The 21,737-nt window shown below is 46.2% G+C and carries 20 protein-coding genes; 15 read left to right on the top strand and 5 right to left on the bottom strand.

The window, feature by feature from the left end; genetic code table 11:
* The 3 genes from BUB35_RS13985 to BUB35_RS13975 all read right to left on the bottom strand — a co-directional run.
* On the bottom strand, nt 1-259 hold a 259-nt coding region (locus tag BUB35_RS13985), incomplete at its 3' end, for a transposase (protein WP_416385640.1).
* Nucleotides 260-371: 112 nt separating this feature from the next.
* Nucleotides 372-602, bottom strand: coding sequence for a helix-turn-helix domain-containing protein (locus tag BUB35_RS13980; RefSeq protein WP_072852746.1), 231 nt, complete (start codon nt 600-602; stop codon nt 372-374).
* Between the two features lie 14 nt (nt 603-616).
* On the bottom strand, nt 617-844 hold the full coding sequence (locus BUB35_RS13975) for a helix-turn-helix domain-containing protein (RefSeq protein WP_022255023.1): 228 nt from the start codon (nt 842-844) through the stop codon (nt 617-619).
* A gap of 137 nt (nt 845-981) precedes the next feature.
* Between BUB35_RS13975 and BUB35_RS13970 the strand changes: the two genes are divergently transcribed.
* The gene (locus BUB35_RS13970; RefSeq protein ID WP_072852744.1) at nt 982-1,284 is read left to right on the top strand and encodes a helix-turn-helix domain-containing protein; all 303 of its coding nucleotides are present in this window, start codon (nt 982-984) and stop codon (nt 1,282-1,284) included.
* Nucleotides 1,285-1,365: 81 nt separating this feature from the next.
* Here BUB35_RS13970 and asnB read toward each other — a convergent pair whose 3' ends face one another.
* Together asnB and malQ are read right to left on the bottom strand one after the other, a co-directional pair.
* Nucleotides 1,366-3,195, bottom strand: coding sequence for an asparagine synthase (glutamine-hydrolyzing) (gene asnB, locus BUB35_RS13965; RefSeq protein ID WP_072852742.1), 1,830 nt, complete (start codon nt 3,193-3,195; stop codon nt 1,366-1,368).
* Between the two features lie 418 nt (nt 3,196-3,613).
* Entirely contained in the window at nt 3,614-5,230 is a 1,617-nt protein-coding gene (gene malQ / locus BUB35_RS13955) for a 4-alpha-glucanotransferase (RefSeq protein WP_072852738.1), read from the bottom strand.
* A 210-nt stretch (nt 5,231-5,440) separates the two neighbouring features.
* On the opposite strand from malQ, the gene BUB35_RS13950 reads away from it, so the two are divergent.
* The 14 genes from BUB35_RS13950 (at nt 5,441) to BUB35_RS13875 (ending at nt 21,455) form a co-directional block, all read left to right on the top strand.
* Nucleotides 5,441-5,791, top strand: coding sequence for a hypothetical protein (locus tag BUB35_RS13950; protein ID WP_072852736.1), 351 nt, complete (start codon nt 5,441-5,443; stop codon nt 5,789-5,791).
* An 18-nt stretch (nt 5,792-5,809) separates the two neighbouring features.
* Entirely contained in the window at nt 5,810-6,166 is a 357-nt protein-coding gene (locus BUB35_RS13945; protein ID WP_072852734.1) for a sulfite exporter TauE/SafE family protein, read from the top strand.
* On the top strand, nt 6,160-6,552 hold the full coding sequence (locus BUB35_RS13940; protein WP_242949265.1) for a sulfite exporter TauE/SafE family protein: 393 nt from the start codon (nt 6,160-6,162) through the stop codon (nt 6,550-6,552). Before BUB35_RS13945 ends, BUB35_RS13940 begins: the two co-directional genes overlap by 7 nt.
* Nucleotides 6,542-6,712 carry a hypothetical protein gene (locus BUB35_RS19300; protein WP_022255016.1) on the top strand — a complete coding sequence of 57 codons (171 nt, stop codon included), beginning with the start codon at nt 6,542-6,544 and terminating at the stop codon, nt 6,710-6,712. The genes BUB35_RS13940 and BUB35_RS19300 overlap by 11 nt, the downstream gene beginning before the upstream one ends.
* Nucleotides 6,713-7,212: 500 nt before the next feature.
* Nucleotides 7,213-7,515, top strand: a complete 303-nt coding sequence (locus tag BUB35_RS13930; protein WP_072852730.1) for a hypothetical protein — start codon at nt 7,213-7,215, stop codon at nt 7,513-7,515.
* A 15-nt stretch (nt 7,516-7,530) separates the two neighbouring features.
* On the top strand, nt 7,531-8,250 hold the full coding sequence (locus BUB35_RS13925; RefSeq protein ID WP_084730711.1) for a TIGR01906 family membrane protein: 720 nt from the start codon (nt 7,531-7,533) through the stop codon (nt 8,248-8,250).
* Nucleotides 8,247-9,296, top strand: coding sequence for a hypothetical protein (locus BUB35_RS13920; protein ID WP_072852728.1), 1,050 nt, complete (start codon nt 8,247-8,249; stop codon nt 9,294-9,296). Before BUB35_RS13925 ends, BUB35_RS13920 begins: the two co-directional genes overlap by 4 nt.
* Nucleotides 9,289-9,684 carry a GerW family sporulation protein gene (locus BUB35_RS13915; protein ID WP_072852725.1) on the top strand — a complete coding sequence of 132 codons (396 nt, stop codon included), beginning with the start codon at nt 9,289-9,291 and terminating at the stop codon, nt 9,682-9,684. Before BUB35_RS13920 ends, BUB35_RS13915 begins: the two co-directional genes overlap by 8 nt.
* A gap of 19 nt (nt 9,685-9,703) precedes the next feature.
* Nucleotides 9,704-10,900, top strand: a complete 1,197-nt coding sequence (locus BUB35_RS13910; protein WP_072852723.1) for a Card1-like endonuclease domain-containing protein — start codon at nt 9,704-9,706, stop codon at nt 10,898-10,900.
* Between the two features lie 15 nt (nt 10,901-10,915).
* Nucleotides 10,916-11,548 carry a TetR/AcrR family transcriptional regulator gene (locus tag BUB35_RS13905; protein WP_072852721.1) on the top strand — a complete coding sequence of 211 codons (633 nt, stop codon included), beginning with the start codon at nt 10,916-10,918 and terminating at the stop codon, nt 11,546-11,548.
* 705 nt (nt 11,549-12,253) lie between these two features.
* Entirely contained in the window at nt 12,254-13,801 is a 1,548-nt protein-coding gene (gene putP, locus BUB35_RS13895) for a sodium/proline symporter PutP (protein ID WP_072852748.1), read from the top strand.
* 688 nt (nt 13,802-14,489) lie between these two features.
* Nucleotides 14,490-16,865 (top strand): copper amine oxidase N-terminal domain-containing protein, encoded by a 2,376-nt coding sequence (locus tag BUB35_RS13885; protein WP_072852717.1) that lies wholly within the window; start codon nt 14,490-14,492, stop codon nt 16,863-16,865.
* A gap of 659 nt (nt 16,866-17,524) precedes the next feature.
* Nucleotides 17,525-19,936 carry a copper amine oxidase N-terminal domain-containing protein gene (locus BUB35_RS13880; protein WP_072852714.1) on the top strand — a complete coding sequence of 804 codons (2,412 nt, stop codon included), beginning with the start codon at nt 17,525-17,527 and terminating at the stop codon, nt 19,934-19,936.
* A gap of 316 nt (nt 19,937-20,252) precedes the next feature.
* Entirely contained in the window at nt 20,253-21,455 is a 1,203-nt protein-coding gene (locus BUB35_RS13875; protein ID WP_072852712.1) for a TolC family protein, read from the top strand.
* Nucleotides 21,456-21,737 lie beyond the last annotated feature (282 nt).

Genomic DNA, 21,737 nt, shown 5'->3' with positions numbered 1-21,737 from the left:
TGGAGTGCAGAAAATCCCGCAATAGCTCATTTTCCATCTTTAGTCGTTTGTTCTCATACTTGTATTCTGCCAGTGTTTTTGCAGGTTTGCGCCCTCGTGTCTTTGGAAGGACAGATTCTTTTAGCCAGCAGTGAATTGCCCATCGACTAATCCCATACTCTTGACTTAAAGCACGCTGACTTTCTCCTGCTCTGATTCGTGATACAACTTCCTCTCGTATCCCCGCTGGATACTTTTTCATTCCTTTTTTTCCGGACATAGCGAGACCCCCTTATGTAGTTCTATTATCCTACATAAGGGGGCTTTTTGTCATTGTCCGTTTTTACTGGACCTGTTCAATCATGAGAGCATGTCTTTTTTATGTGAAAAAATCAGTCAAATTCCAGAAATTTGTGTGGTGGAACATCTAAAGCGTTGGCAATGCGGAATAACGTGTAGAGGGAAATGGGTTTGTAGATATTGGGCGCTTCAATCATACCAATAAAGTTGGTTGCAACATGGATTTTCTCTGCTAGTTCCTCTTGGGTCAGCCCTTTCAGTTTGCGATAATAAGCGATTTTTAGACCAATGATTCTATATTCTTCTGTAAAATCGTTTTCCATCAAAATCTGCTCCTTTAAAAATCCAAAAGTTCTCCCGGTGCCATTTCCAGCGCATCCGCAATGCGGAATAATGTTGTCAGTGTGATTGGCTTATAAATGTTAGGGGCTTCGATCTGCCCGATGAAACTGGTATCCACATCCAGTATTTCTGCCAGCTGTTCTTGTGTCAGCCCTTTGAGTTTTCGGAAATAAGCAATTTTCAGTCCCAGTTTTTTGTAGTTTTCCGCATAATCTTTTTGCATTGTCCATCCTAACCTTTCTTTTTTGTTAGTATAATGGACGTAGGCATGGCTTTTTATTGTATTAAAAATAACTTATATTATGATATAATAATAAATATGGTAAAAAATATAATAAAAAGGGTGAAAGGGGCAAGCACATGAAAACCATATTTGCACAGAATTTACGGAAATACCGCAAGATCTGCGGCATGACCCAGAAGGCGCTGGCTAAGGAACTGCATTACAGCCATACAGCCATTGCCAATTATGAATCCGGCAGAAATGAGCCTTCTTTGTCGGATTTGTGCCGTCTGGCGGATATTTTGGGGGTGTCCACAGACGCACTTTTGGGCAGGGAAGGCGTGAAATACAAAGCCATGACCAATCCCTTTCTGGAGCGATTCCTGCAATTGGAGCCGAAAATCCAGAAAATCGTCACAGAATTGATTTTTCTGCTGTAATGGGGAACAGCGGAAATTACAATAAAAAGAAAACAGCTGGAACCCTTTGTATGTAAGGATTTCAGCTGTTTTTGCTTTCTGTTATGCAGCCTGTTCAAAGAACTGCTGGTGCCATACTAAGAACATATAGATTGTCCAGATTTTACGGCTGTTGTCTGCCTTGCCTGCACGGTGTTCATCCAGATATTTGATGATTTCCGCTGTGTTGAAGAATTCTTTTGCCGCAGGGCTTTCAAAAGCAGCTTTCACACGGTTGTAATAAGCGTCTTCTTTCAGCCAGATACGGATGGGTACGGGGAAGCCCAGTTTTTTCTTCTCCGCAACCATGTCGGGCAGATAACGGTGCGCCGCCTGACGCATAGCAAATTTTGTGTTTTCTTTGTTGACTTTGTATTCTGTGGGCACGGTTCTGGCAATGTCGAATACTTTTCTGTCCAGGAAAGGTACACGCACTTCCAGAGAGTGTGCCATACTCATTTTGTCCGCTTTCAGCAGAATGTCGCCAATGAGCCAGAAATGGATGTCGATATACTGCATTTTGGTCACATCGTCCTGATCTTTCACTTTGTCGTAGTAAGGACGTGTCAGTTCGGTGTGGTGATATTTCCCAGTGGGAGCTTTCAGGATTTTTTCACGTTCTTCTTCCTGGAACATGAAAGCGTTGCCGATGAAGCGTTCCTGCAAGTCCTTGCTGCCACGAATCAAGTAGTTTCTGCCTTTTACCTTGGGCAGTTTTTTCGCTACAGCGCCCATGGCTTTCCGTACAGGACGGGGCAGTCTGGTCAGAGGCAGCAGGTCGTGAGGTTCCCGGTAAATGTTGTAACCGCCGAAAAATTCGTCAGCGCCTTCGCCGGAAAGGGAAACTTTCACGTGTTTTGCCGCTGTCTGGCTGACAAAATACAGGGCAATAGCGGAAGGGTCTGCCAGAGGCTCGTCCATGTGATACTGAACCTTGCCGATTACGTCCCAGTATTCGTCTTTGGAAATCAGTTTGTTGTAGTTGTCGATATGGATTTTTTCAGACAATGCTTTTGCATAGTCGATTTCGTTGTATTTTTCGTAGTCGAAACCAACGGTGAATGTTTTGTCACCATGGAAAGACGCCGCCACATAAGAACTGTCTACGCCGCTGGAAAGGAAAGAACCTACTTCCACGTCGCTGATTTTATGCTTTTTGATGGAATCCTGCATAGCGTTGTCGATGTCGTCCACGAACTGTTCCAGAGATTTGCTGTGGTCGGGTTCGAAAACGGGTTCCCAATAGCGTTTGATGTCCATTTTGCCGTCCTTAAAAGTGAAACAGTGAGCAGGAGGCAGTTTGAATACGCCTTTGAAGAATGTTTCGGGCAGGACACTGTACTGGAATGTGAGATAGTTTTCCAGTGCTTCTTTGTTTACTTCCCGTTTGAAACCGGGGTATTCCAGAATGCTCTTGATTTCGGAGCCGTAAACCAGATTCCCGTCCTGAATGGAGTAGTAAAAAGGCTTGATGCCGAAAAAGTCTCTTGCGCCAAAAAGTGTCTTTGTCTTGCTGTCCCAGATAACGAAAGCGAACATGCCGCGCAGTTTAGGCAGCAGGTCTTCGCCGTATTCTTCGTAGCCGTGGAGCAGGACTTCTGTGTCCGCATGGCTGCCCATGACATGACCCTTTGCGATAAGGTCTTCACGGAGTTCCTGATGGTTGTAGATTTCCCCGTTGAATGTGATGACCATATCCCTGTTTTCGTTGTAGATGGGCTGTGTGCCGCCCTCCAGGTCGATGATGCTCAAACGGCGGAAGCCCATGGAAACGCCGTCGTCAATATGTTTGCCGCCGCTGTCAGGACCGCGGTGGATGATTTTGTTCATCATGTTTTCCAGTATTTCTTCGGAAGTCATAAGACGTCCTGTAAAGCCGCAAATGCCGCACATAGATGTTGTTCCTCCTTTTATATATGTCAAAAAACATATCTATCCGCATTTTACTTTAGCACAAAATGGGGAAAAAGCAAAGGCATTTCCCCAAAGAAATGCCGCAGACTGTAGAAAAACGAAGTTTTATACTTTTTCAAGAACGCGGAAGGGGTTGGGGAACAAAGGGTTCAATACATTTGCTCCCCAAATGCCAGCCATAAATGGCTGTCCGCATCTCTTACGGTGTGGGTTCCCCAACTGGAATCCCATGGGGAAAAGTCAAAGTTTCAAGGCTTTTGCTGATGGAACTCTGCACCCCGAAGAAAACGGGGGCAGCGAAGCTGACTTTGCAGAGCAAAGTGCTTGACCCAATGGCTTTATACTTCTGTTTACTCGTCAAAGGCTTGAATGAAATGAGCCTTTGACGACTATGTCATTAAAAGTCGCTGTTTTCTCTTTCCGCACATCTGCCGAACAGTTCTGCCAGATACCGCAAACCGTGGGTATAGCCTTCCTCCCACTGGCTCCAGTCAAAGCGGAAGCCCCAGTTGCCGCCGGCAATACCGGGACGGTTCATGCGATGGCTGCCGTCCAGATTCAGTACATCCTGCACAGGCACAATGGCAAATACGGCGGGAGAAGCAAAAGCCATGCGGATGAAGTCCCAAGCCACATCTCTGCCGTCTACGTTCAGATAACGGCGGTAATGATCTTTTTCTGCTTCTGTGGCAGTTTCGTACCAGCCCCGTGTGGTGTCGTTGTCGTGGGTGCCGGAGTACATGACGCTGTTTTTGTCACAGCTGTGAGGCAGGTAAGCATTGTTTTTATCATTGCCGAAAGCAAACTGCAATACGCGCATGCCGGGGAAGCCTGCTTCTTCTCTGAGCGCGCGGACTTCATCGGTGATGATGCCCAAATCTTCCGCAATGAGAGGCAGTTTGCCCAGTGTTTTTTCAATGGTCTTAAAGAAATCCATGCCGGGACCTTTTTTCCATTCCCCAACAATGGCGTTTTCCGCACCGAATTTCACTTCCCAATGGCTTTCAAAAGCCCGGAAGTGGTCGATGCGCAAATAGTCCACATCTTCCAGTGCCTTGTGGATGCGTTCTGTCCACCAGAGGTAACCTGTTTTCTTGTGGGCTTTCCAGTCATAGAGCGGGTTGCCCCAGAGCTGACCTTCGGCGCAGAAATAATCGGGCGGTACTCCTGCCACAACAGTGGGGAATCCCATGGAGTCCAGCTGGAACAGTTTCTGGTTTGCCCATACGTCTGCACTGTCATACGCCATGAAAATGGGTGTGTCACCCATAATGGAGATACCTTTTTCGTTGGCATAAGCCTTCAGTGCCTGCCACTGGGTGAAGAACAAATACTGATAGAATTTTTCTTCTTCAATAGCATCTGCCAGCAAGCGTGTCCATTTTTTCAGGCTGGCTGCATTGCGCTTGCGCAGGGTGCGGGGCCATGTGTTCCAGCAGGCAGATTCAAAGTAATCTTTCTGCTGTTCTTCTGTGAGAAAATCAATGGTGTCTACGGCAAAGGCAAGATATTCTTCTTCGTCAATGCCTTTGGCACGTTCCGCGCGGAAATGCGCCTGCAAAGCGGTGAACAGGGCGAAATCAGAAAGCCATGCGTCCTGTTTTTCACAGAAAGCGGCAAAGTCCGCCTGCATATCTTCGTCTGCTTTTGCGCAGAATGTTTCGTAAGCCTTGTGAAGCAGGGGCAGTTTGTATGCCTTTACAGCGTCGTAGTCCACCCGTTCCTTGTCAAAAGCGGGGATTTCTCCCAAATCTTCTGCGGTCAAAAGCCCCATTTCCACCAGTTCATCGGGACTGATGAGCAGGATGTTCCCTGCAAAAGCCGATGTGCTCTGGTAAGGGGAATTGCCATAGCCAATGGGCACCAAAGGCAAAATCTGCCACAGGCTTTGTCCCGCTTCCTCCAAAGTATCTACAAAACGGCGCGCCTCCGCCCCGAAATCCCCGATGCCGTAAACAGACGGCAAAGAAGTGGGGTGCAGCAGTACGCCGCTTTTTCTTTCTTCAAATAACATCAGAAATGACCTCCTTCTTTATACAGGGAAAAACTCCCAACTGTTTTTCCCAAAACATAAACCTTATTGTAACAGCTTTTTTTCGCCGTTGCTATCCGCAGAACTGCCAAATTTTGCCCTTTGTTCCAGCAAAAAGCAAGGATTTTTCCGCTTTTTCGGCAGACAATAACCATGCAGTCAGTCTGCGAAGGCAAAAAGGAGGCATATGATATGAAACGAATGGCAATTTGTGCTGCTACAGCGGCAGTGATGCTGGGCGTCACCGGCTGCGGCGGCAATACCGCAAACAATCTGGGTGCCACAGACGATTATCGGGATGATGTCTATGGCAGCAATGTGTATTGGGATGATAGCTACGGCGTCAATACAGGGGTGGACTTAGACCGGACTTCTTACGGTACACCCAAAAGCACCGATACAGGCTCTTTTGCCAAAGATGTGAAAAACGGTGTGGAAAATATGGCAAATGACGTGAAAAACGGCGTGGAAAATGTAGGTAATGACATGAAAAACGCTGTGAATGACGCCACAAATACCAACAGCAGAAACATGATGAACTAACCAAAGGGGGCGTAAGCCATGGGCGAAAAGGGGAAAATACGCCTGACGGGGCTGGTGACAGGCTTTGTCAATGGGCTTTTCGGCAGCGGCGGCGGTACTTTGGTGGTGCCTGCCATGGAGCGGTTCCTCCGTGTGGAAACACATAAAGCCCACGCTACTGCCATCGCGGTGATACTGCCGCTTTCCGTCCTTTCTCTCCTGATCTATTTCTGGCGGGGAGAAATGGCGTGGCAGGTTGCCCTTTGGGCTTCCGGCGGCGGCATCATCGGTGGAAGGATCGGCGCCAAACTGCTGGGAAAACTCAGCGGCATGTGGCTCCATCGTATCTTCGGCTTGTTTCTCCTTGCGGCAGCCGTCCGCATGGTGCTGTGTTAGGCGTATTGCTGGCGGGGCTTCTGGCAGGCATCGTCAGCGGTATGGGCATTGGCGGCGGCGCCATCCTCATTCCCGTGATCCTCTGGGTGACGGACGTGACCCAGCAGCAGGCACAGGGCGTGAATCTGCTGTATTTTCTGCCAACGGCAGCTGTTGCCCTTGTGACCCATGTGAAAAATGGGAGTGTGGAAACGCCTGTGGCAAAATCCCTCATTTGGACAGGACTTCTGGGCGCTGCCGCCGGAGCTTTGCTGGCATTGTGGCTGGAGGGAGAACTGCTGCGGAAATTGTTCGGCGGTTTTCTCTTTGCCGTTGGTCTGGCAGAGCTCTATAAAGGCAGAAAAAGGCAGACAACGGATGGAAAGGAGAAGGATCATGGACTATAAGGACTTTGAAAAGCTGAAAGAACGGTTTTCCCGTGCCAACACCGACGAGAAAGTATCGCTCTATGTGAACACACCGGGACTGACCAAAGACCAGTATCGGGAGCTTTTGGAAATGTACCCGAAGAAAGACTGGAATCTGCTGGATCAGGCGCTGTGGTAAAAGATATGAGCACAAAACCTCATGGTTTTGTGCTCATACTGTTAAAAAACTATATTTTATACTTTTGCAAGAACGCGGAAGGGCTTGGGAAACAAAGGGGTCAACACATTTGCTCCGCAAATGCCAGCCATAAATGGCTGTCCGCATCTCTTGCGGTGTGGGGTGTCCCAAATTCAATCCGCAGTCAGAATTCATTTCTGACGAGGAAAAGCGGGAGTTTCAAGGCTTTAAGCCGATGGGACTCCTGCTTTATACTTCTGTCTACTCGTCAAAGTCTTGAATGAAATGAGACTTTGACGACAGGGTGGCGATTTTTTCGACACCCTGCAAGCACAAAACCCCATGGTTTTGTGCTTTTTCTTTTGGTATGGATTCTGTTTTTTGTGGATATGCTTTTTTGTGACACCATACCCCATGGATTTGGCTGGGATACATATTTCCATTTGACGGCATATCTGCTATAATAAAGCAAAACAAAGGAAGAAAGGCGGTGGCACGGCATGCAGCTCATTGAAAACCTGTTTGTGGGAGAAAGTGTGGGAAATCTGGGTACAGTGGTTTATAGTCTGAAACGGGACATTCCTGTTTTTCGTCTGTACTGTCTGGTGTATTTTGCGGACAGAAACCGCATGGAAATCCTTTCCTCCAAAGAGCTGTTCACAAAGAAATACCGCAGCCGCAAAGGCATCATTGCCGGTGTTGCCATGGGGCGGCATGAAGCCGTTGACCTGCTGTGCTACATGCTGGAAGAGGCGGCAAAAGCCGGACGGGATTTGACAGACCCGGCGGCGTGGCTGCAATAAAAAGAGGATGATGAAGTGAAGAAATTCGGTTGGCGATTTTTGGGGTTTGTGGCATCCCTTGCGCTGATGCCTGCCATTCTTTTGACCTGTGTCCAGTGGCGTGTCAGCTCCATGGATTATTTCCGGGAGGAATATGCCAAATATGACGTTTTGGAACGGGTGGATATGGAAATGGATGACCTTTTGTATCTGACAGAGGAAATGATGGCATATCTTTATGATAAGCGGGAAGAATTACAGGTGACCGTTCCCATTGGCGGAGAGGAACTGCCTTTTTTCAGTGAAAAGGAAATCCGTCATATGGTGGATGTGAAAAATCTGTTTTCCGCAGGCATGGATATCCGTAATGGCTGTTTGGTGTTTACCCTTGCGGCGGTCATTGTCATGTTCGCGAAGAAAAAAGGCAGGACATTCCTCCGAACTCTGCAGGCAGGCATTGGTGTGTTTTTTGCAGCCTGCGGTCTGCTGGTGGCATTGATGCTGACAGACTTTAATAAGTATTTTACCCAGTTTCATCTGATATTTTTTGATAACGATGACTGGATACTGGATGAGCGGGTTGACCGGCTCATCAACATTGTGCCTGAAGGCTTTTTCAGTGACACTGCCTTTTGGATTGGCGGTGTGTTTCTGGGGGTGTGCCTCCTGTTGTTTGTGGGGGCAGAAATCATCCTGCGCCTTTGGGGCAGAAAATACTTGACGGAAGAGAAGAATGGGAGCGTTGAAATCCATTGATTGGCGTATTATTGTTTCTATTAAAGTGCATAGGGATTCTCCTGCTGGCGCTGGTATGCCTGTTGCTGCTTATCATGCTGGTGGTGCTTCTTGCGCCCATTCGCTATGAGGCTGGGGGCGAGAAAACCGATGCCATCCGGGCAGACGGTCAGATCAAATGGCTGTTTGTGCAGGTGGTGGCAAGGTGGCAGATGGGGGATAAAGAGCCTTTTGTGGATTTGCTCATTTTTGGGAAATCCTTGCTGGAGAAAAAGAAGGCAAAAGCCAAAGCCGCAAGGAAAAAACGGAAGAAACCCCGTCCCCAGAAAGAGGGGGATTTGATTTACACCCGGGAAAAGGCAGCGCCGCCGAAGGATACGCCGCCCAGACCGGTTATGGAGCAGGAAGTGCCCAAAGAAGTTGTAAAAGAGGAAGTTATAAAAGAAGAAATTCCGAAAAAGGAGCCTCCGAAAGAAGAAATTCGTAAAGAGGAAATTCCTAAGGAAGAACCGAAAGAAAGTAAAAAAGAACCCAACACCGTCCGTCCCATGCAGAAAAAACAAGGCATGCGGCGGGTGCGATTGGAAGATATTGAAGAAGAAAAGCCCACCGAACCAGAAAGGGAGGACATCCCCGACGATCTGGACGAAGCCTTTTTCACCGGAGAAGATGGGGACGCAGAGGAAAAAGGAGAAAATCCCCTGTGGAAACAGCTTCTGGCGGTGGAGGACAAAAAAGGCATTGCCAAAGCCTTGTGGAAATTCATCAAGCGCATGGCAAAGGGCATCCTGCCGGGGCACCTGATCATCAAAGGTACCTTTGGTACGGGGGACCCTGTCTGGACAGGGTATCTTCTGGCAATGGCAGGCATATTGAAAGGAAAATTCGGCGAAGATCTGGAAATCAAAGGAGATTTTGCCAAAGCTGCAGCGGAAAACATCGTTGTGCGGGTGAAAGGGAAAATCGTTCCCGGCTATCTCCTTTACAGCACACTGGCTTTTGCACTGGCGAAGCCTGTACGCCGTTTGATTATGACACTGTGGAAAGGAAGAAAACAGCATGAGTAAAGAATTTGACACTTCATTGGATGTATTATTCGGAAAAGTAGACGAACTGGTTTCCACCAAAACCGTTGTGGGGGAAGCCATCGTCATTGGCGATGTGACACTGCTGCCTTTGATTGAAGTTGGCGTTGGTGTTGGTCTGGGGGGCAAAGACTCCGGCGGTTCCGCTGGCGGTATGGGTGCCAGAATCACACCTTCCGCCGTGCTGGCAATCCAGAATGGCAGTGTACAGCTGATCAACATCAAGAATCAGGACGCTGTCAGCAAGCTTATCGACATGGCACCCGGCGTTGTGAACAAACTGAACTTCGGTGCTGTTTTCGGTCATAAAAAAGAAGAAAAGCCAGAACCGGAAGTAAAGTTTGAAGAAGAATTGGTAGTTGAGGAATAAAGAAACTGGGGGGATACCCATGACAAGAACACTCATTGAATATTATGACAAAGACGTTTTGAAAAATATCATGGGGCCGCTGACACTGCATCCCGATAAGGTGATTTTTCTTTATGACAGCGGCATGCAGGATATGACGGCGTTTCGCGCCCTGCATACCTGCTTCAAGCGGCATATTCCCCATATTACATTGGAAAGATACCCTGTGGACATCCTGTCCATGGATAAAATTTACCGCAAAACTGCGCAGGTCATCGAAAACAACGAGAATTGTTTTCTGGAACTGACAGGCGGTAGTGAATTGATGGTCATTGCTGGTTTCCGTGCCGGTATGGAAAAAGGGGCAAGGCTTATCCATACGGACTTGGTGCATAACCGCATCACAGACCTTTTAACAGACGAAACCGTTGCGCCTACGGCCACATTATCTCTGGAGGACTTTGTGGACGCCAGAGGGGCGTGCTTCATCGGCGAGTCCCATCGCCCGCCGGAACCAGCCCGCTTTGACGCTATCTGGGAAATGGCGCGGTATCTCTTCCGCCATCTGGAGGAATGGAAGCATACATGCAGCTATCTCCAGACTGTAGCGGCAAGGTATCTGCCTCACGAAGTCTATATGGACTCCAAAGAACTGATTTATATGAAAAATGGCAAGAAAACCTATCCCGACAAAGCCATCCTGAAAGAATTCCAGCGCTTGGGCTTCCTGAAAAATCTGGTTATGGATGGGGAACGGGTGCGGTTTTCCTTCTGTTCCGTGGATGACCGTCAGTATTGTACAGGCTATGGGGTCTGGCTGGAACTTTATGTGTATATCGCCGCGAAGAAATCCGGCGTGTTTGATGATGTGAAATTGGGTACCATGATTGACTGGAACGCCTATGATGGCGTAGTGGTAGCCGGCAATGAAATCGATGTGATTTTGATGGAGCAATCCCTGCCGGTGTTCATTTCCTGCAAGCTCCGCAGTGCCGATACGGCAGCCCTCAACGAACTGCTCATTGCCAAAAAACGTGTGGGCGGCTGGTTTTCCAAAGGGGTCATGGTCACATTCAGCCGGGAAAAAGCCGAGAACAGCGGTACATATAAACGGGCCCAGGAATTGGGCATTGAACTGCTGGACGCCGGAGATATTCTGGCGGAGGATTTCCCAGCCCGTCTGGTGCGTGCCATCAAGGAGCATGACCTGGTGAGCCTGAAATGGAAGAAAGTATAAAGGAGAAGTACCTCTATGGCAAAAAAGAACAACCGCAACACCAAAAGCCGTATCATTGCCGCCGCTTGGAAACTCTTTTACGAGCAGGGCTATGATGACACCACCGTGGAGGAAATCGTGGAGGAGTCCGGCACATCCAAAGGCTCTTTTTACCATTATTTCAATGGCAAGGATGCCCTCCTTGGCTCTCTGTCGGAACTGTTCGACGATAAGTATACAGAACTCATTCCTACATTAAAGGAAGATATGCATTCCTTCGATAAACTCATGTACCTGAACCGGGAAATGTTCCGTATGATTGACAACAGCATTTCTCTGGATTTGCTGGCAAGACTTTATTCTTCCCAGCTCATCACCACCGGCGAACGTCACCTCATGGATCACAACCGCGTTTACTATAAACTCCTGCGGCAGATCGCCGCCGAGGGGCAGCAGAAAGGGGAGCTGCGGGACGATATTTCCGTCAATGAGTTCGTCAAGACCTATGCCCTTTGTGAACGTGCCCTCATTTACGACTGGTGTCTGTGCAGCGGGGAATATTCCCTCAGCAGATACGCCGCGGAAATGATGCCCCGTTTCTTGGGCGGATTTCGCAAGTCGTCAAAGGCTCATTCCATTCAAGCCTTTGACGAGGGGACAGAGGAGTAAACAGGGGTCAAGCACTTTGCTTTGCAAAGCCGCCTATGGCGTCCCCGTTTTCTTCGGGGTGCAGAGTATCCATCGGCATAAATGCCTTGAAACTCTCTGTTTGTCCTCGTCGGAAGTAAATTCCGCCTGCGGATTCCATTTGGGAAACCTCACACCGCAAGAGATGCGGGCAGCCATTTATGGCTGACATTTGCGTAGCGAATGTGTTGACCTCACACCGCAAGAGATGCGGGCAGCCATTTATGGCTGACATTTGCGTAGCAAATGTGTTGACCCTTTGTTTCCCAAGCCCTTCCGCGTTCTTCAAAAGAGAAAAGATTGAATTTCTCAAAAACAAGCTGAAATCTTTTTCATACGAAGGATTTCAGCCTTTTTTATTTTCTGCGGAAGATTTCTCTGCCGGAAATTCTCTTTTTTTCTGCCATTTTGTGGTTTTTTCTTCAGAAAAATATAAATTTGTTTTTTGCCGACTGTTTTATCTATATTTTCGTCTAGTTATTTTTACTATATTTATCATAAAAATTTGATTTATAGTCAAAAAACGTATAGACTATATTCTATACTTCATTCTGTATTTCAGTCTAATTTGTTTTGTGGTATACTGCATGTGAATGTAAGACGAAAAGCATTTTTTCGGATCGGCAACGGGAGGACTGACCCGAAAAAATGCTTTTCTCTCTATTAATTATGAAAGGATTTGAGAAAATGCTATCAGCAAAAGTATGTATTATGCTTGCCATCGCCATTTACCTCATCGCAATGCTTGCCATCGGCATCTATTGCTCAAAGAAAAATAAGAATGTAGATGACTTTTACCTGGGCGGCAGAAAGCTTGGTCCCTTTGTAACGGCTATGAGTGCCGAAGCCTCTGACATGAGCAGCTGGCTCCTCATGGGTCTGCCCGGCGTCGCTTACCTCACCGGTGTTGCGGACGCTGCATGGACAGCCATTGGTCTTGCCATCGGTACGTATTTCAACTGGCTCATCATTGCCAAGAGAATCCGTATCTACTCCCACGTGGCGGATAACTCCATCACCGTGCCTGACTTTTTCTCCCGCAGATACCGTGATGACAAAAATATCCTCATGTGTATCGCGGCCATTGTTATCATCGTGTTCTTCATTCCCTACACAGCATCCGGCTTCGCTGCCTGCGGCAAACTGTTCAGCAGCATCTTCGGCATGGACTATGTTCTGGCAATGGTCATCAGCGCCGTTGTCATCGTGGGCTATACCGTAACCGGCGGCTTCCTGGCAGCCAGTGCCACCGACTTGGTGCAGAGTATTTTTATGACTGTCGCTATCATCATCATCCTGCTGTTCGGTGTGAAAGTAGCCGGCGGCTGGGATACCATCATCACCAATGCCCAGGCATTGCCCGGTTATCTGAATATGACCGAAACCTATGACGTTGTGACCGGCACCGCCGCTCCTTACAGCCTCCTGACCATCATTTCCGTTATGGCTTGGGGTCTGGGTTACTGCGGTATGCCCCATATCCTCCTGCGCTTCATGGCAATCGAGGATAGAGAAAAACTGAAACTCTCCCGCCGTGTGGCGACCACATGGGTAGTCGTTTCCATGGCCATCGCTGTCAGCATCGGTATCGTTGGCTATGCCATGACAAAAGCAGGCGCGATTCCTTTCCTGGAAGGCTCCACATCCGAAACCATCATCGTGCGCATCGCGGACCTGCTCAGTCAGGAAGGCATGCTTGCCGCTTTCATTGCCGGCATCATTCTGGCTGGTATTCTTGCCGCCACCATGTCCACAGCGGACTCTCAGCTTCTGGCTGCATCCTCCAGTGTGTCCCATAACCTGCTGCGTGGCTTCTTTAAAGTAAATATTTCTGAAAAAACAGCCATAACCATTGCGCGTATCACTGTATGTGTCATTTCCGTCATTGCCATTTTCCTGGCCCGTGACCCTGACAGCTCCGTATTCGGCATCGTATCCTTTGCATGGGCAGGCTTCGGCGCATCCTTCGGTCCTGTGGTGGTATTCGCCCTGTTCTGGAAACGCTCCAATAAATACGGCGCACTGGCAGGCATGATTGCCGGCGGTGTTATGGTATTCGTTTGGAAATACCTCGTTGCGCCTCTGGGCGGTGCCTTCGGCATCTATGAACTGCTGCCCGCATTTGTCTTTGGTGCACTGGTGAACATCATCGTCAGCCTGGCAACACCTGCGCCTGAAAAAGAAATCGTGGAAGAATTCGAACTGGTGCAGAAACTGTACAAACAGAAAGCATAATGTCAAATCCTTTAAGAAAGGGAAATGTGACAGCTGAAAAACGAAATATAGATAAAAATGAAAATAGTCGGAATCTTTTTTACAGATTCCGGCTTTTTTTGTTTTCTGAGAGAGTATCTCAAAAAATAAAAGCCTTTTGGATTTCCAAAAGGTCTTTTTGCTGTGTGAAAAAATAGAAAAGAAAGTTCGCGAATCGAAAAGAAAATAGAAATAAATTCACAAATTGCAACATATTTCTGAAAAAACAAATTTTTTTCTGCGAAATGTGACTGGGACGCTGCCCGTCTTGCCCACAGGACTTATCCCCAGAATTGTGGATAACCCTGTGGAAAAGTGGATAACTTTTTATGAGAAAACACTTATATTACATGAAAAAACCCTTAATTTACACCAAAATTACAGTTATATTACAATTAGAAAAAAAGTATTGCCAAAAAGTTTACTGCCTGATAATATAAGTCATGCAAAGTAAATCTGTACGTTCTGTCCGTTCCTGACAAACGGGCGAAGGAGAGCCGGCGGCGAAGAAGGAATCCTCATGGAATGGGGAGAGGGGACTGACGGACCCAAAGGAGCTGCTTCAATCGGGCGGCAGTAACGACAGAGGCACAGAGCGAAATGCGCTTCGTTGTATAATTATAAAACGAACACAAAACGAAAAACAAAATTTTAAAGGAGGAATGAACCCATGAAAAAATTTCTTTCCATGGTAATGGCTGCGGCTATGGTCGTATCTCTGGTTCCTGCAACAGCATTTGCAGCAACTGGCGACTTCAAAGCAACAGCTAAAGTCATCGACGCTCAGAACTTCCCCGTTGACGGCGTACCTGCAAAAGTCGGTGGTTCCGAACTGCAGTTGACACTGACAACAGGTGACTCTCTGAGAACACAGGACAAAATGAAATTCACTGTAACACTGGATAACGTAAAAGATCTGGAAACTGTAACTCAGATCGAAGCGAATGACATCTTTGTTCTGGATGAAGATGGCAAAGTAACAAAGGATTACACAGTAAAAGATTTTGATGTAACAGATGAAGACGAATTCGAATTCGTTGTTGAAGAAAAAGATGATGCTGAAAGTGGTGAAGCACAGTTCAAAAGAGGTATCGTAATTGGTATCGATCTGAGCGGTGTACAGATGGACAAAGTTTCCAAAGGCAAAACAGCTACAATCACCATCGATTCCGACGATGCAACAATCACAAACGGCGATGATCTGGTATTTGCTTCCGTAGAAGCTGAAGGTATCAAAGTTTCCGTTAAAGACACAGTTGACGTAGCAACAGAAGAAGTTGCTGAACTGAAAGAAATCAAAATCGAACCCGCTGTTGGCGATACATTCGCTACAATGAAAGGTTCCGACGAAATCAAACTGAAACTGAACAGCGGTTTCGAATTCGTTGTAGATGGTGACACATATGTAGAAGGCGACAATGGCACAGGCAAATACAACCTGTCCGCACTGCAGGGCTACGAATATGATGATGATGAAATCGTATTCGAAATGGGCGCTTACACAGGTGCTAGCGTGATCAAAATCACAGGTCTGCAGGTAGAAGCTACTTCCGCTAAAGCTGGTTCTACAGCTACAGTAAGAGTATACGCTACAGGTAACGACACAGTTTCCGTAGAAGTTGCTAAAGTAGTTGACTACACAGTATCCATGACAGTTGACGAAGACGATGACGTACCTGTAATCTACAGCGGCGTTAACGTTGACAACAAAGGTATCACAGACGACAGCGATCACGAATCTCTGGAAGTAACAATCGAAGAATCTTTCGCTGGCGCTTGGAACAACAGCAAAGACTTCACACTGTCCGTTCCTGAAGGCGTTTATATTACAGATGTAGTTAACGCTACTCTGGAAGAATCTGATCTGGTAGATGCAGCTAATGAAAAAGCTTGGTTCGAAGCAGCTTACGAAGAAGGCGACTATGTTGACCTGACATTCAAGAGAAGAGGCTGGACAGAAACAGATCCTAACGGTAACGGTGGTGCTTCTAAAGATCCCGCTAAACTGACATTCACACTGGAACTGGTTGCAGATCCTAACTTCGAAGGCGACGTTGTTCTGAAACTGACAGGCGACGCTGTTGACGAACAGGAAGTAACAATCGCTAAATTCGTTAAACCTTATGTAGTAGAAGCTCAGCAGAACGACATGCAGATCGACTACAGAAACACAGAAATCCCTACATCCGTAGTGGTTAAAGAAGCTGAAGCTGGTCTGTGGGAAAAAGACACTAAATTCGTTCTGACACTGGACAAAATCAACTTCGACGATGAAGGTACAATCGCTGTTGATGACAAATCCGGTCTGGAAATCAAAGACGACGAAGTTAAACTGGATTCCAAAAACTATGAAAACGATGCTATCTACTTCACAGTAGATTCCAGAAGTGATGACGAACCCGCAGTTGTAACAATCTCCGGTCTGCAGCTGTACATGGACAGAAGCCTGCCCGCAGGTGCTTATGACCTGGATCTGAACGTTGAAGGTATGAACGATCTGTACGAAAAGCAGGTTGTACTGAACGGCGCTAACGACAAAGTTGAAAACGACGACAGAAGAGTTGAAGATATCAACGATGATTTCGTAAGCTACACAGCAAAAGCTGGTTTCGTTAACATCGTAACAGCTGGTCGTGAAGATACAGATTCCTTCACAACTAAAGTAGTCGTTCCCGTTGGCGAATCTTACCTGATCTCCGGTGAAAACAAAGTTGAAATCCCCGTTCCTGCTTACATCAACGCAGCTGGTTACACAATGCTGCCTCTGAGAGCAGTAGCAGTAGCTCTGGGTATCAACGAAAACAACGTTCTGTGGGATCAGACAACAAGAACAGCTACAGTAATGTACGGTTCTAAGATCATCAACATGACATACGGTCAGAAAGTTGTTTACGTAAACGGCGCTATGATTCCTGCTACAGCAGCAGTTGAAATCACAAACGACAGAATGTTCCTGGGCCTGAGAGATCTGGGTAACGCTCTGGGCGTAACAGACATCACATGGGATGCAGCTACAAAGACAGCTACACTGAACGGCAACAAATAATTTGTTTCCACTAAGTGTTTAACCTTTGTGAGAATAAGAGACCTCCTCTTTTGAGGAGGTCTTTTTTTGTTGTTTTTTCTGTGGTATCATATAGTCCTTCATGTGTTTGGTTTCCTTTTTTCTTTTTGATATGTATTTTCGCTCTTTTTTTCTGTTTTTCCCTTTCCATATATTTCCTACTACATTCGTATACATATGTATTATATAAGTAAATTATTGTATATTATTAGTGTATCTTTTCGTATACCGTGAAGTCGGAATGTAGGAAATTCGTAAGATTTTTATAAGACAACTTTTCCTGCAAATGCAAAGAAATGTTGATATATCAATGAAAAATGGCACTTTTTTCTTGCTTAAAAATGAATGAAAAGGTTACAGTTCTGTTACATCCGAAATTTCCTCTTGCCAAAAATGCTGTGCATAAGTATAATGAACTTGCATACGAAATCTGTGCTTTCTCTGTATCTCTTCGGCACAGACGAAGATTGTACCAAGGAATCCGAGGCTCTTTGCGGGATGGGGGAATGAACCGCAGTGCACGAGGTGCCGTTTTTGCCTGTGGCGAACGGTAGAGAGGCGGTACAGACTAGTGGCAGGTTCGTTGTATAATTATGAAACGAAAAAGAGATGAAAAGACGAGACAAAAGGAGGAATGAACCATGAAGAAATTTCTTTCCATGGTGATGGCTGCGGCTATGGTCGTATCCCTGGTTCCAGGGGCTGCATTTGCGGCTTCCGGCGACGTAAAAGCTACAGCTAAGGTTGTGGGTTCCAAGAACTACACACAGGACGAGATCGAGAATGCAAAAGGTGCAAACAAAAAAGTATCCGGTCCTGAAGTACAGCTGACATTTACAACAGCTGACTATTCTGCAAGCAAAGAATTTACAGCAAAGTACACACTGTCCCTGGACAACGCGGATTTCTACAAATCCGGCAGTGCAATTGCTGATAAAGGCGATCTGACTATCGGTATCAAAGGTGACAAAACACAGTATAAGAATGTTTCTGAAGGCGTAAAAGATACTACATTCGATGTATACGATAGCAAAGACGAAGTTAAAGTAACATCCCTGAAATACACAGATACAGACGAAGTGGAAGTTACCATCAGCGGTAAACTGCAGAGAGGTACTGTTCTGGCTTTCGATCTGACTTCCGTAATGGACAAAACTTCTAAAGGCAAACAGGCAAAAGTAACTGTTGAATCCGACGATATCACAATCTCCAATGGTTCTGATCTGACATACGCTTCCGTTGAAAGCAAAGGCATCAAAGCATCCGTAAAAGATACTGTTGATGTGGCTCCCGACGAAGTGGTTGAACTGAAAGAACTGAAAATCGAACCCGCTGTAGGCGATACTCTGGGCGCAGTTCTGAAAGACGGCTCCAGCATCAGATTGAAACTGAGCAGCGGTTTTGAATTCGCAAAATCTGATGTGAAACTGACTACAAACAAAGGCGAAGCTGGTCCTGACCAGAAATGGGATGACGATGAACTGACATTCGCAAACATCAAAGATGGTATCACAGGCGCAGAATATGTGAAAATCTCCGGTCTGAAAGTGGAAGCTACTTCCGCTAAAGCAGGCGCTACAGCTACTCTGAAAATTTACGCTGAAGGCAACGACACAGTTTCTGTAGAAGTTGCAAAAGTTGTTGATTCCGCAGTTGTACTGTCCGTTGATAAAGATGCAGACGTACCCGTAATCTACAGCGGCGTTAACGTGAAAAACGTTGGTATCACAAGCAGCAGCGACCACGAAGCTCTGGAAGTAACTGTAAAAGAAACATTCCCCGGCGCATGGAACAATGCAAAAGATTTCACATTCAAACTGCCTCAGGGCGTTTACATCGCTGATGTTCAGAGCATCACAGCTGACAACATGGATGTAAAAAACAAAAAAGAATGGTTCGAAACCGCTTACGATAAAGGCGATTACGAAACACTGACATTCAAAAAGAGAACTTGGGCTGAAACAGATCCTTCCAAGAAAGATAAAGCTGAACTGAAATTCACTCTGGTTCTGGTTGCAGACCCTAACTTCGAAGGCGATGTTACTCTGACTCTGACAGGCGACGCTCTGAAAGAACAGAAAGTAACAGTTGCTAAATTCGTAAAACCTTTCACAGTAGTAGCAAAACAGAACGACATGCAGATTGACTACAGAAACACAAAAGTTCCTACAGATGTAGTCATCAAAGAAGCAGAAGCTGGTCTGTGGGATAAGAACGTAACATTCGCTCTGTCTCTGGATAAGATCAACTTCGATACTGATGCAAAAGTAACAGTAGACGATAAGAGCGGTCTGAAAGTAAAAGACGTGAAAACAACAAAAGGCGTTGTTACTTTCAAAGTAGACTCTAAGAGTGATGACAAACCCGCAGAAGTAACAGTATCCGGTCTGACACTGTTCATGGACAGAAACCTGCCCGCAGGCGCATATGACCTGGATGTATTCTCTCCCGTAATGCTGGGCGCAGCTGACGGCAACAGAGAAACAGTTACAGATCAGAAAGCACCTATCGCAGACAACGGTTTCCTGTCTCAGGATATCCTGGGCAAATCCACAAGCAAACGTGTGGTTGCTGACATCAACGATGATTTCTACAGCACAACAGCAAAAGCTGGCTTCGTAAACATCATCACAGCTGGTCGTGAAGATACAGATTCCTTCACAACTAAAGTAGTAGTTCCCGTTGGTGAAAAATACATCGTTTCCGGCGAAAACAAAGTTGAAATCGATGTACCCGCTTACATCAACGCAAATGGCTACACAATGCTGCCTCTGAGAGCAGTAGCAGTAGCTCTGGGCATCAACACAAACAATGTTCTGTGGGATCAGTCCACAAGAACAGCTACAGTAATGTACGGTTCTAAGATCATCAACATGACTTATGGTCAGAAAGTTGTATACGTAAACGGCGCTATGATCCCTGCTACAGCAGCAGTTGAAATCACAAACGACAGAATGTTCCTGGGTCTGAGAGATCTGGGCAACGCACTGGGCGTAACAGATATCACATGGGATCAGGCTACAAAAACAGCGACTCTGAACGGCGGCAAATAAGCATCCGTTGTATTCCAAACCCTTATGTATAGAAAAGAGGCTCCTGCGGGAGCCTTTTTTCCTTTTGGAAAGAGCGCCTATAAGTTAGGTAGAAATACAGTATTAAGATTACCCCATTAAAAAAATAACAGCCAGAATTCTGATGCACAAAGGATTCCGGCTGTTTATTTTTGCCCTGCTTTTGCCGGCGATTTTTTGTTTTTCCCGAAGAAATATTTAAGAAATATGAAAGTACCTGTTTTTTTTCTTGAGAATATGGTATAATTGGTTTTACTATAAACATATCTTGGGATATTACCCATAGGAGGTTTGAGAGATGAAGAAATATTTTGCCAAAGGAAAAACCGTTGCGGCAACGGCTATGGCTGCCTTGCTGGTATCTACCACAGCATTTGCGGCAGAAAAGCCTCAGGAATCCATCCCCGCTACGGAAATTTTGACAATAGAAGAAGCGCAGGCACTGGAAGCCCAGAAGGAAAAAGAACTGACTTTTGAAGAAGCAGTGGAACTGGCTACCAAAAACAGCTCTGATTTGCGTTCTGTGGCAGAAACAGCCGATTATTTGCAGGATTTGAAAGAAGATATCTGGGATATCACAGGTTCTTTCTCCGTGCCCACCGTATCTTATCAGCAGTGGGTGGATGATGATATTTACGCCATCTATTCCTCTATCCAGAACATCAGCAGCAGCATGACCAAAAACCGCTACTCTGAAGAACTGACAAAAATTTCTCTGGAAGCAACCGTAAAGAATTACTATACTTCCATTTTCAGTGACCAAAGCTCTCTGGAACTTGCAAAAAAAGATATGGAAGTGAAAAAGACATTATGGGAACAGGGACAGCGCAAAAACCAGCTGGGACTGCTCAGCGATTATGACCTGAACACCTTGCGTTCCGATTATGAACAGGCACAGTATAACGTGACAAAGCTGGAAATGGCCCTGGAACAGGAATATCTGTCCTTCTATAACTTCATTGGCGAGGACAGGGAAAAGGACTACACACTGGTTTATGACGTGGAATATGCCCCTTATGAGCTGCCTCAGCCCATGACACAGTATATCAATAACAAAATGAACACAGACTATACCATCAAATTGCAGGAACAGGCAGTGGAAGACGCAGAATTCAACAAGAATTACATGTCCATGTCCTCCACAAACGCAACTTCTGCCAACAACAAACATTCCTATGAGGAAGCAAAACGCAGCCTGAAAACCGCTAAGGACAGCAAAGAACTTGCCATCCAGAATGCGTATAATTCCATCCTGTCTTTGGAAAGCCAGTATGATTCCGCAGTGACCACTCTGGAACAGGCAGAAGCAGCACAGCGTGCAGCTGAAGTAAATTATAAAGCAGGCAATACAACAGCCATTACATTAGACCAGGCAGCTCTGGCAGTGGAACAGGCACAGAACGCTGTGACACAGCTGGAATATGCCCACGACATGCAGATTTATCAGTTCGAAAATACAGAACTGCTCTCCAGCGGCACAACAGGAAAAACTTCCGCATGAGCCAAAAATGAGAAAATGTTAAGAGAATTATGAGAAAAAAGGACGTTTTTATGAGAAACGTCCTTTTTTTGTAATTATTACTTTAGTGCTGAAGGCTGCAAAGCAGCCTTTAACAACCGCCCGCTCTGCGGGTGAGATTAAAGCTTAAGCAAAAAGCATCGTCCTTGTTGTAAAATAAGGGTGTTCAAGCCTAAATATTTTACATAAGAAAGGACGATGCTTTTATGGCAAACAGTTTAGCACACACAAAATGGGTATGCAAGTATCATATCGTATTTACAC

Source organism: Anaerotignum lactatifermentans DSM 14214 (genome assembly GCF_900142265.1).
Classification (GTDB): Bacteria; Bacillota; Clostridia; order Lachnospirales; family Anaerotignaceae; genus Anaerotignum; species Anaerotignum lactatifermentans.
This window is presented reverse-complemented; position numbering and strand designations above follow the sequence as displayed.

What these genes read in the sequence shown, in the direction of transcription:
- BUB35_RS13980 (WP_072852746.1), bottom strand. Translation starts at nt 602, where the DNA reads ATGGAAAACGATTTTACAGAAGAATATAGAATCATTGGTCTAAAAATC.
- BUB35_RS13975 (WP_022255023.1), bottom strand. Translation starts at nt 844, where the DNA reads ATGCAAAAAGATTATGCGGAAAACTACAAAAAACTGGGACTGAAAATT.
- BUB35_RS13970 (WP_072852744.1), top strand. Translation starts at nt 982, where the DNA reads ATGAAAACCATATTTGCACAGAATTTACGGAAATACCGCAAGATCTGC.
- asnB (WP_072852742.1), bottom strand. Translation starts at nt 3,195, where the DNA reads ATGTGCGGCATTTGCGGCTTTACAGGACGTCTTATGACTTCCGAAGAA.
- malQ (WP_072852738.1), bottom strand. Translation starts at nt 5,230, where the DNA reads ATGTTATTTGAAGAAAGAAAAAGCGGCGTACTGCTGCACCCCACTTCT.
- BUB35_RS13950 (WP_072852736.1), top strand. Translation starts at nt 5,441, where the DNA reads ATGAAACGAATGGCAATTTGTGCTGCTACAGCGGCAGTGATGCTGGGC.
- BUB35_RS13945 (WP_072852734.1), top strand. Translation starts at nt 5,810, where the DNA reads ATGGGCGAAAAGGGGAAAATACGCCTGACGGGGCTGGTGACAGGCTTT.
- BUB35_RS19300 (WP_022255016.1), top strand. Translation starts at nt 6,542, where the DNA reads ATGGACTATAAGGACTTTGAAAAGCTGAAAGAACGGTTTTCCCGTGCC.
- BUB35_RS13930 (WP_072852730.1), top strand. Translation starts at nt 7,213, where the DNA reads ATGCAGCTCATTGAAAACCTGTTTGTGGGAGAAAGTGTGGGAAATCTG.
- BUB35_RS13915 (WP_072852725.1), top strand. Translation starts at nt 9,289, where the DNA reads ATGAGTAAAGAATTTGACACTTCATTGGATGTATTATTCGGAAAAGTA.
- BUB35_RS13910 (WP_072852723.1), top strand. Translation starts at nt 9,704, where the DNA reads ATGACAAGAACACTCATTGAATATTATGACAAAGACGTTTTGAAAAAT.
- BUB35_RS13905 (WP_072852721.1), top strand. Translation starts at nt 10,916, where the DNA reads ATGGCAAAAAAGAACAACCGCAACACCAAAAGCCGTATCATTGCCGCC.
- putP (WP_072852748.1), top strand. Translation starts at nt 12,254, where the DNA reads ATGCTATCAGCAAAAGTATGTATTATGCTTGCCATCGCCATTTACCTC.
- BUB35_RS13885 (WP_072852717.1), top strand. Translation starts at nt 14,490, where the DNA reads ATGAAAAAATTTCTTTCCATGGTAATGGCTGCGGCTATGGTCGTATCT.
- BUB35_RS13880 (WP_072852714.1), top strand. Translation starts at nt 17,525, where the DNA reads ATGAAGAAATTTCTTTCCATGGTGATGGCTGCGGCTATGGTCGTATCC.
- BUB35_RS13875 (WP_072852712.1), top strand. Translation starts at nt 20,253, where the DNA reads ATGAAGAAATATTTTGCCAAAGGAAAAACCGTTGCGGCAACGGCTATG.